Source organism: Microcystis sp. M090S1, assembly GCF_020246295.1.
In the GTDB taxonomy this organism is placed as follows: Bacteria; Cyanobacteriota; Cyanobacteriia; order Cyanobacteriales; family Microcystaceae; genus Microcystis; species Microcystis aeruginosa.
The window spans coordinates 1-8,956 of the sequence record NZ_JADBTF010000282.1; the positions used below are offsets into that span (position 1 = coordinate 1).

The window sequence follows — 8,956 nt, forward strand, 5'->3', positions numbered from 1 at the left end:
TCAGTCAACATCGAAGAAGTTTCAGTATATCCTACTCTTTCTTGTCTTTCGTACCATGCTTGTGTTCTGAGATGGAAAGCTTTATTGTAAACTAATCTTACACAGCCCAAGGTGCGCCGCAATAGCGACTCTTGTTCTGCTGTGGGGTAAAATCGAAACGAATAGGCTTTCTCCATATCTCACATTCTAGCATATATCGTGTAAATGCGCTACTATTTCATAGTAAAGCCGTCCTTTGAGAACGGGGTTTCAGAGCCAAAATTGGCGATGACACTTGAGAACCAGTGATTTTTTCTCCTAAACCCAAGTTTTTCTGCTGGCAATTCCTTATTATCTATGTCCTTGACTATGCCTCAGTCTGCCGAGTCCTCCACGGGTGAGGATTTACCCCTAGCTATCTCACCCAGTAACGAGCAGTTAGAGAATATTAATAGCTATTTAAACCTGATTTTGGCAGCTTTAGTCTCTCTAGCTAATTTAGACTCCGAGTCTATCACCCAAGCAGCCCAAGAATTAGCCTTAGATCTGGATACAAGCGATCGCCTAGTTGCCCACTACTGGCAACCCCAGTCAAACCTCTCCCTAGCGGACATCCGTTCTCTAGTTCTCCTCCTCTGTCATCTAGCCCAAAAAAAGCAAGAGTTAATCCGTCGCGCCGTAATTCTCTTGGAACAAGTGGGAACTCAAGGACAAGAACCGGTCAAAACCACGCTTTTGGGCAATTATATTGATAATTTTCGCTTAAAATACCCAGAAATATCGGAAAATAATCTCAGTGATTCTAGCCTAATTTCCCTAGCCTGGAAATTATTAATCGATTTATTGTTCTACAGCAGCCCCCGCAGTCATCTCCTTCTCTGGCACACCCTTTTGGCAAGTAAAAAGTAAAAAGGCTATCAGTTATCAGTTATCAGTTATCAGATGTAAGTTTTCAGTTCACTGATTACTGTTTACTGTTTACTGGACGGCTACGCCGTGCCTTTGGCAACACTGAAAAAAAGCTTCCCAGTTCATAATTCATAATTCATAATTCATAATTCCCACCGATAACTAAAAATGAGTAATCTAATTCGCAAATATACACCCCCCACCTGTACCCTAGAAATTTGGGGAAATAGTTCGCCTCTGGCGGTTTGGCTGGGTAAAAATGTCTTAAACGATGCCCACTTTCAATTGCGTTTTGATGATCCTAGATTGAGTGAGGAAAAACAGGTGACGATCAAAGGCGATCGCACACAATTACAACTCCTAGGGGAAATTGTCGCTAATTATGTGCAGAATTTACTCTCTAGTCCCGTTTCTACCCTCTCTTTCGTGGCTAGTGGTTCCCCCGAAAGCCATCTCCCCTCCTTACCCTCTCTCCGTTGTCAGGGACTTCTGCAGCATCAATTATTTTTGGGTTCCCTGCTAACCGATCAGGATAAACAGGAGATCGAATTAACCACATCGCAATTATTCGATCTAGCCAATGCTTTAGGGGAATATAACCATGAAAGCCCCCTAATACCCCCATTAATTCGCCAGAAAACTCGAAAAAATGCCCTGATGTGGACGGGATTAATCGCCTCAGCCCTAATAACTATCGGGGGAATAGCGATCGCATTTTATCAACAGCAACAAGTGGCCAACAATGATTTAACCACTGATCCCAATAGTGCCAAGATTCCCCAACCCTTGCCAACGCTGCCTTTACCCCCCACGGGAACGGCCGCCCCAAACCCGCAGTTACCGGCAAATTTGGGCAATAAAACCCCTTTACCGCCACCGCCACCCGTGGGAACCGTTCCAGCCCCAGTTCGGCCCTCTAGCGTCCCCCTGGTGATTCCGCCGCCCACTTTACCGCCGCCACCAGTCACAGGTTCGCGTCCTGGCGGCACGGCGATCGTAATTGAACCGAATAATCAGAAAATCCCGATTACTGCCCCCCCCGTCACTGGTGATCAGGGTACAAATGCAATGACAAATGTTCCCCCCACCACGATGAATCCGACTCCAGCACCGCCAAAATTGCCCAATTTACCGCCTCTAAGCCCTGTTAACCCCGAAAATGTCAATTTAGACCGAAAACCGCCCACAAGCACCGCTAAAGCCCCAGAGACGAACTTACTAGATACCATTCCCCAAGTGGCAGAAACCAGAGAATATTTTCAATCCCGTTGGCAACCCCCGGAAAGTCTCAAGCATACTCTAGAGTACCGTTTGGTCTTAAATCAGGATGGTTCCCTAAAACAGATTATTCCCCTCGGACAGGCGGCGAAAATCTATCTCGATCGCACTAATATGCCCCTGCTTAATCAACCTTTTGTTTCTCCCCTCGATATCCCTGGTAATCCTCAATTGCGTCTAGTTCTTGGTTCTGATGGTACGGTGCGGACTTTTATGGAACAGTAATAGGCTGTACTGCATTTAAGTAGCTGGTTATAATTAAATTAAAAATGGATTTTAGGTTCGATCCCCCCTTAATCCCCCCTTAATAAGGGGGGCATCTGATAATTTTTAACGCCTACCTACTTAATTAACAATAATCTCGTCGGTGCTGTCGGGTTGGTTCATTTCCGTTAGGGTTTGCCAACCTGATTGCCAAAGATTCGCATCTTGCAACTGTTTAGCATTAATCCAGAAGCGGACAGTCGGATCGCAGGAAGCGACTAATTCAGCAAAAACCCATTGACCGCGATTTTGACGATTGACCACTTGAAAATGTCGCCAGCCCCATGTTTTTTGTTTTGCCGTCCATTTTGATCCCAAGAGATGGGGATATTTCTGTTTTTTGGGCATAAAAGTTAAAACACCTGAGTTCGGGATAGGCTGAAACCCTTATATTATCCTAGTTGGCCCACCCGATTCTTTTCCAGAAGCCAAGGAGAGGAAAAATGATCGGGGCGCTTAAGTGCGCCCCAGTTTTGGCTAATAACCGCGCCAAACACCAACCAAAACCCCTTGCACTTGTACTTGTTCGGTATTGGCTGTAATTGGTTGATATTTTTGATTAGAGGGTTGGAGAGTGATGATTTCTCCTTCTTGGTAGAAACGTTTTAAAGTAGTGCCGTGGCCTTCGACTCTAGCGGCGACGATTTCCCCATTGGACACCGCTTCATTACCCGTGAGAGAACGCATAATCACCAGATCCCCATCGGCAATATGATCCTCGATCATACTGTCTCCGGAAACCCGCAGAGCATAACAGTCTTGGCTGCGTTGCAACAGGTTAGAAAGATCGAGTTTTTCTTCCACATCGGTGAAGGGTTCCACTAAACCACCAGCAGCGATCGCACCCAGAACCGGTAAACCTTGCACTGGTTGTTTGAGAATCCGCAGGGTGCGTGCTTTTCCTTCTGTCCAATCAATATAGCCTTTGGCGCGTAAACGTTCTAAACGGCTTTGAATCGGTGCGGGAGAGCGTAAATTCATCGCTCGCATCATTTGCCGGATGGAAGGGGCGTGTTGAGTAGTGCGAATATACTCAATTAGCCAGTCGTACAACTCCTGTTGCGCTTGAGTAAGGGATTCGAGGTTAGTCATGATCTATTTTCCTATGCTTGGGTTAAGATAATTTGTACTTTAGTTCATTTGTGTTTAACCTAGTACATCTTAACTTCATCGGCTGACTAAATCAACTGGTTATTAGATCTCTTCCAAAAATCAAAAGTTGTCGTGCTTGGTTAGGAGACTCCGAGACAGGAGACTCCGAGACAGGAGATTATTTCTATTTATTCTTCCGACACCCCACACCCTACACCCTACACCCCACACCCTGCCACCACCGAAAAACTTTTTGCCGCAAACCCTAATTAATAATTCATAATTCCTTCTCCCTTCTCCCATGCAGTCTTAACGAGTAATTTAGATAGTCAACAGCTTATCTTCTGACCTAGCACTTTTTTTTTAAAAGTATCATTAATTTTTATCTCAATTCTGAATATTAATTAATCCCAGGGTCGGTTGCTGGCAAACTCAGCAGCGTATTAAGAAAAAATAACGAATTGCTAGAAAGCCGAGAATCTGGATAATGATCGAGGTGGAGACAGAAAAATTGCTCTACTTAAGCCTGTCTGCCGTAAGCGTCCAATAGTAGATAGGGAGTCAAAAGCGACGCTCAAGAAAATCCTTCGGTTGTCAGGGAAACGAGAGGATATTTAGTGCGAAATTGAGCCGTAAAAAAACTTAAAATCCCGACAAATATCGTAAAAACTAAGGGGAACACATGACCAAAAAAACCTATGCAACCATAGACGGTAACGAAGCTGTTGCACGCGTTGCCTATCGTCTCAGTGAAGTAATCGCTATTTATCCTATCACTCCCTCCTCGCCTATGGGTGAATGGTCCGATAGTTGGGCGGCCGAACGCAGAGCTAATCTCTGGGGAACCATCCCTTCCGTAATCGAAATGCAGAGCGAAGGTGGGGCAGCGGGAACCCTGCACGGAGCGCTACAAACAGGCTCTTTAACTACCACTTTCACTTCCTCGCAGGGATTATTATTAATGCTCCCCAACTTCTACAAAATTGCGGGGGAATTAACCTCTTCAGTGGTTCATGTGGCGGCCCGTGCTTTAGCAGCCCAAGGATTGTCAATTTTTGGGGATCATAGTGATGTTATGTCTGCCAGAAGTACGGGTTGGGCTATGTTAGCGGCTAATTCCGTTCAAGAAGCTCAAGATCTGGCGGCTATTGCCACAGCTACCACCCTAGAAACCAGGATTCCTTTTCTGCACTTTTTTGATGGGTTTCGTACCAGTCATGAGGTGCAAAAAGTCGAATTAATTAGCGATGAAACTCTCAAAGAACTGATCGATGAAGACCTAATTATTGCCCATCGTCAAAGGGCTTTAACTCCCGATCGACCGGTTTTACGAGGCACGGCACAAAATCCCGATGTTTATTTCCAGGCAAGGGAAAGCGTCAATCCTTTCTATCATGCTTGTCCCGATATCACTCAAAAAATTATGGATCGTTTTGCCCAATTAACAGGACGGCAATACCATCTCTATGAATACCACGGTGCGCCCGATGCCGAAAGAGTGATTATGTTAATGGGATCGGGAGGGGAAACCGTCCATGAAACCGTCGATTATCTCAATCAAAATGGGGCTAAAGTTGGGGTTTTAAAAGTTCGTCTCTATCGTCCCTTTGCCGCCGAAAAATTACTGGCAGCTCTGCCCACCACGGTGAAAAAAATAGCCGTTTTAGATCGCTGTAAAGAACCCGGTGCCGGGGGCGATCCGCTATATTTAGACGTGGTAAATGCCTTTATGGAAAACTACGAAGGGAAGCTGCCGAAAATTGTGGGAGGACGCTACGGTTTATCTTCCAAAGAATTTACTCCAGCCATGATTGCTGGCATATTTGATAACTTAAGTCTCGACAAACCGAAAAATCACTTCACTATTGGTATCGTTGACGATCTTACCTTTTCCAGTCTGGAATATGACCGCAGTTTTTCCACCGAACCGGACGAAGTAGTGCGGGCGGTTTTCTACGGTTTAGGTTCCGATGGTACGGTGGGAGCTAACAAAAATTCAATTAAAATTATCGGTGAAGATACTGATAATTATGCCCAGGGTTATTTCGTCTATGATTCCAAAAAATCTGGGTCTGTCACCGTTTCTCACCTACGCTTTGGCCCCCATCCGATTCGCTCTACCTATTTAATCACCGATGCTAACTTTATCGCCTGTCATCAGTGGGAATTTGTCGAACAATTTGATCTGCTAGAAACCGCTAAATCGAACTCAATTTTTCTCCTCAATAGTCCCTATCCACCGGATGAGGTGTTTAGTCACTTACCCCGCCATCTCCAGCAAACTATCATCGATAAAAATCTGCAAGTTTATACGATTAATGCCACTCAAGTAGCCAAAGAAGCGGGGATGGGCAGTCGGATTAATACCGTTATGCAGGTGTGTTTCTTTGCCCTAGCGGGGGTTTTGTCGCGGGAAGATGCGATCGCACAAATTAAAAAAGCCATCCGCAAGACCTACGGCAAGAAAGGCGAAGAAATCGTGCAGATGAACATTAAAGCCGTGGATTCTGCCCTAGAACACCTCTATCAAGTCTCAATTCCCGCCACTGTCACCCCTGAAGCTTTTGAATTAAGACCACCAATTCCCGACACTGCACCCGCTTTCGTGCGAGAAGTCCTCGGCAAAATTATCGCCCGTCACGGGGATGAATTGCCCGTTAGCGCCCTTCCCAACGATGGTACTTACCCCACCGCCACTAGCCAATGGGAAAAACGCAATATTGCCCAAGAAATCCCCGTTTGGGATGCGGATGTCTGTGTTCAGTGCGGTAAATGCGTTCTCGTTTGTCCCCACGCCGTTATTCGCTCGAAAGTTTATGATGAGGCCGAATTAGCCACGGCCCCGGAAACCTTTAAAGTCGCGAATGCCAAGGATCACGACTGGAAAGGGCTAAAATTCACCATCCAAGTGGCCGCCGAAGATTGTACCGGTTGCGGTCTCTGTGTTGATGTTTGCCCCGCTAAAAACAAATCGCAACCGCGTCTAAGAGCGATTAATATGGCTCCCCAATTGCCCCTGCGGGAACAGGAACGAGTTAACTGGGATTTCTTCCTTAATTTGCCTAATCCAGACCGATTAAGCCTAAATCTCAATAAAATTAACCATCAGCAAATGCAGGAACCTCTCTTTGAGTTTTCCGGCGCTTGTGCCGGTTGTGGTGAGACTCCCTACGTTAAATTAGTCAGTCAGCTATTTGGCGATCGCATGATAGTGGCTAATGCCACCGGTTGTTCATCTATCTACGGAGGTAATTTACCGACAACACCCTGGGCAGTTAACGCCGAAGGTCGCGGGCCGGCCTGGTCGAATTCCCTCTTTGAAGATAATGCCGAATTTGGCTTAGGATTCCGAGTTTCCATCGATAAACAGGCAGAATTTGCCGCCGAACTCTTAGGAACCCTCGCTAGTGAAATCGGAGAAAGTCTAGCGGCAGATATTCTCAATTGTCACCAAGTCGATGAAGCGGAAATTTACGAACAACGGCAACGGGTAGAGGCCCTAAAATCCCGTTTAGGGCAATTAACCCCGACCACGCAGGTGAAAATGTTGTTATCCGTGGCCGATTATCTGGTCAAGAAAAGCGTCTGGATTGTCGGGGGTGACGGTTGGGCCTACGACATCGGTTATGGTGGCTTAGATCACGTTTTAGCCAGTGGTCGCAATGTGAATATTTTGGTCATGGATACGGAAGTTTACTCGAATACGGGCGGCCAGGCCTCGAAAGCTACTCCTCGGGCCGCCGTAGCTAAATTTGCTTCTGGTGGCAAACCCAGCCCGAAAAAAGACCTCGGTTTAATGGCCATGACCTACGGTAACGTCTATGTGGCCAGCGTGGCTATGGGGGCAAGAAACGAGCAAACGATCAAAGCTTTCCTAGAAGCGGAAGCTTACAACGGGCCATCGTTAATTATCGCCTATTCTCACTGTATTGCTCACGGGATCAACATGACCACCGCCATGAACCATCAAAAAGAAGTGGTGGAAAGCGGTCGCTGGTTAATGTACCGTTATCATCCCGATTTAGCTAAAGAAGGCAAAAATCCCCTACAATTGGACAGCCGTGCGCCTAAGCTTACCGTAGCGCAAACTCTCTACTCGGAGAATCGCTTTAAGATGTTGGCCACCAGTAAGCCGGAGGAAGCTAAACGTCTGCTCAAAGAAGCACAAGCAGATGTGGATACGCGCTGGCAAATGTATCAGTATTTAGCAGCAAAAGGTACAGGGAGCAACGAATAGTTATGAATCTACACACTACCTACATGGGTTTGCAATTGCGATCGCCGCTAGTTATCGGTGCGGCCGCACCCTTGAGCGAGGATATCGACAATATCAAGAGAATGGAAGACTTCGGAGCCGCTGCCGTGGTTTTACACTCCTTTTTCGAGGAGCAGATTAAACACGAAAGACTGGCTCTACACCATCATTTTACCCACGGAGCCGAGAGTTTTGCGGAAGCTTTGACTTATTTTCCCGAACCGGAGGTTTTTCACGTTGGTTCCGACGAATATCTCAACCATATTCGCAAAGCCAAAGAAATGGTCGATATTCCCATTATTGCCAGTCTCAACGGTGAGACCTCTGGGGGATGGTTGGAGTATGCCATTCAAATTCAACAAGCGGGCGCTGATGCTTTGGAGTTGAATGTTTATTATGTTCCCAACGACCTAGAATTAACCGGAAATCACGTCGAACAAAACTATATTGATATCCTCAAAATTGTCAAATCGGAGGTATCAATTCCCGTCTCGATGAAGTTAAGTCCCTACTTTAGCAATACGGCCAATATGGCTAAACAATTAGCGGAAGCGGGGGCCGATGGGTTGGTATTATTTAACCGTTTCTATCAGCCGGATATCGACTTAGACACCTTAGATGTTCACCCCAATATTATCCTCAGTAATCCCCAAGCAATGCGTTTACCCCTGCGCTGGATTGCCATGCTTTACGGTCGTGTACCGACGGATTTTGCCGCTACCAGTGGCATTCATAACGCCATCGACGTGATCAAAATGATGATGGTGGGGGCAAAAGCGACCATGTTAGTTAGTGTTTTATTACGCCACGGTTTGGAGGAAATTACCAAGATCGAACAGGGTTTGTTGCATTGGTTGGAAGAAAATGAGTACGAATCGATCGAGCAGTTAATTGGCAGTATGAGTCAAATGAATTGTCCAGATCCGACTGCTTTTGAACGGGTACAGTATATGAAAGCTCTGCAAAGTTACGAACCTGTTTGGAAACGTTTTCAAACCACCAGTAAATAAAAGTGGGAAGTGGGAATGGGGGAATGGGGGAATGGGGAAATGGGGAAATGGGGAAAGGGGGAAATGGGGGAATGGGGAATTTCAACTAAAACCCTAAAACCCTAAAACCCCAAAACCCCAAAACCCTAAAACCCTAAAACCCTAAAAACCTAAAACCCTAACACCCCAA

7 protein-coding genes are annotated in these 8,956 nt (G+C 46.1%); 4 read left to right on the top strand and 3 right to left on the bottom strand.

What is annotated here, in order from left to right:
- Positions 1-176, bottom strand: a 176-nt coding sequence (locus IM477_RS12425; protein WP_287731980.1) for a helix-turn-helix domain-containing protein, incomplete at its 3' end; no start/stop codon positions are given.
- Between the two features lie 172 nt (positions 177-348).
- On the opposite strand from IM477_RS12425, the gene IM477_RS12430 reads away from it, so the two are divergent.
- Positions 349-888, top strand: a complete 540-nt coding sequence (locus tag IM477_RS12430; RefSeq protein WP_147073269.1) for a DUF3038 domain-containing protein — start codon at positions 349-351, stop codon at positions 886-888.
- 168 nt (positions 889-1,056) lie between these two features.
- Complete coding sequence (locus tag IM477_RS12435) at positions 1,057-2,391, top strand: DUF4335 domain-containing protein (RefSeq protein ID WP_287731977.1); 1,335 nt, start codon at positions 1,057-1,059, stop codon at positions 2,389-2,391.
- A 120-nt stretch (positions 2,392-2,511) separates the two neighbouring features.
- On the opposite strand, the gene IM477_RS12440 is transcribed toward IM477_RS12435, so the two are convergent.
- Positions 2,512-2,778 carry a TIGR02450 family Trp-rich protein gene (locus IM477_RS12440; protein ID WP_002800208.1) on the bottom strand — a complete coding sequence of 89 codons (267 nt, stop codon included), beginning with the start codon at positions 2,776-2,778 and terminating at the stop codon, positions 2,512-2,514.
- A 129-nt stretch (positions 2,779-2,907) separates the two neighbouring features.
- Entirely contained in the window at positions 2,908-3,522 is a 615-nt protein-coding gene (lexA, locus tag IM477_RS12445) for a transcriptional repressor LexA (protein WP_002758280.1), read from the bottom strand.
- A gap of 682 nt (positions 3,523-4,204) precedes the next feature.
- Between lexA and nifJ the strand changes: the two genes are divergently transcribed.
- The gene (gene nifJ / locus IM477_RS12450; protein ID WP_287731979.1) at positions 4,205-7,759 is read left to right on the top strand and encodes a pyruvate:ferredoxin (flavodoxin) oxidoreductase; all 3,555 of its coding nucleotides are present in this window, start codon (positions 4,205-4,207) and stop codon (positions 7,757-7,759) included.
- A 2-nt stretch (positions 7,760-7,761) separates the two neighbouring features.
- Entirely contained in the window at positions 7,762-8,787 is a 1,026-nt protein-coding gene (locus IM477_RS12455) for a dihydroorotate dehydrogenase-like protein (protein WP_079209080.1), read from the top strand.
- Positions 8,788-8,956 lie beyond the last annotated feature (169 nt).

Bases quoted from the DNA above. Each gene is read 5' to 3' on its own strand.
- lexA (WP_002758280.1), bottom strand. From the start codon at position 3,522: ATGACTAACCTCGAATCCCTTACTCAAGCGCAACAGGAGTTGTACGAC.
- IM477_RS12430 (WP_147073269.1), top strand. From the start codon at position 349: ATGCCTCAGTCTGCCGAGTCCTCCACGGGTGAGGATTTACCCCTAGCT.
- nifJ (WP_287731979.1), top strand. From the start codon at position 4,205: ATGACCAAAAAAACCTATGCAACCATAGACGGTAACGAAGCTGTTGCA.
- IM477_RS12435 (WP_287731977.1), top strand. From the start codon at position 1,057: ATGAGTAATCTAATTCGCAAATATACACCCCCCACCTGTACCCTAGAA.
- IM477_RS12440 (WP_002800208.1), bottom strand. From the start codon at position 2,778: ATGCCCAAAAAACAGAAATATCCCCATCTCTTGGGATCAAAATGGACG.
- IM477_RS12455 (WP_079209080.1), top strand. From the start codon at position 7,762: ATGAATCTACACACTACCTACATGGGTTTGCAATTGCGATCGCCGCTA.